The organism is Lactiplantibacillus sp. C232, assembly GCF_023806725.1.
GTDB lineage: Bacteria > Bacillota > Bacilli > Lactobacillales > Lactobacillaceae > Lactiplantibacillus > Lactiplantibacillus plantarum.
In genome coordinates this window covers 1-860 of sequence record NZ_JAMSKZ010000046.1, presented here as the reverse complement: position 1 = coordinate 860, position 860 = coordinate 1, and the positions used below count along the sequence as shown (strand labels likewise).

Here is an 860-nt window from a genome sequence, read left to right as displayed (position 1 = left end):
ACTAGGGACTGTCTGAAAACTAAAAATTCAGGTATAATCTGAGGAAAAACGAATCGAGGCATTCCGATGACAACACCTAAACGATACGAACTGGAAGATGCTCAGTGGGACCGAATCAAAGGATACTTCCCGCCATACCGGACTGGCCGTCCATCAAGCCTAGACAACCGTACCGCCCTCAACGCTATCCTCTGGCTCATGCGCAGCGGGGCTCCTTGGCGTGATCTACCTGAACGCTATGGCTCTTGGAAAACGGTGTATAGTCGCTTCCGAGCCTGGGTAAGTTCAGGCTTGTTCGAACAGGTTTTTCTCGAATTGATTGACGATCCCGACATGGAAAACTTGAGCTTAGATTCAACGATCGTTCGAGCGCATCAAAAGGCCACTGGGGCAAAAAAAATGCCGAATGTATGGTCGAAAATCAAGCTATTGGATTAAGTCGAGGTGGCCGAACGACCAAGATTTACGCACTCGTTGACGGATTAGGGAATCCCTTGGGTTTTCGCCTAACAGGTGGTCAAGTACATGATAGCCAAGTTGCCAGTGAGTTGCTGGAAGGCTTCGATATTTCTCAATCAAATATTATCGCGGATAAAGCCTATGGCACCGCGAAACTTCGCCAGTATATTGAAGATAAAGCAGGCGTCTATACCATTCCGCCAAAGGAAAATACCAAAGACAAGTGGACCTGTGATTACCACGTTTATTGTGAGCGCCATTTGATTGAGAACTTCTTCAATCAGTTGAAGAACTTTCGTAGGATTGCAACGCGTTATGATAAGCTCGCTCATGTTTATCTGGCTACGGTCTACATTGCCTCAATTTGCATCTTACTTAAGTAGTTTTAAGACGGACCCTAG

The 860-nt window shown here is 46.3% G+C and carries 1 protein-coding gene; it reads left to right on the top strand.

The genetic code is table 11. From position 1 onward, the window contains the following. Positions 1 to 66 precede the first annotated feature (66 nt). Positions 67 to 842 (top strand): IS5-like element ISLpl3 family transposase gene (locus MZO41_RS16530; RefSeq protein WP_112260613.1). Its coding sequence is split into 2 segments (ribosomal slippage): positions 67 to 391 and positions 391 to 842, totalling 777 coding nucleotides; the frame shifts between segments, so codons are not numbered across the junction. The last annotated feature ends 18 nt before the right edge of the window (positions 843 to 860 follow it).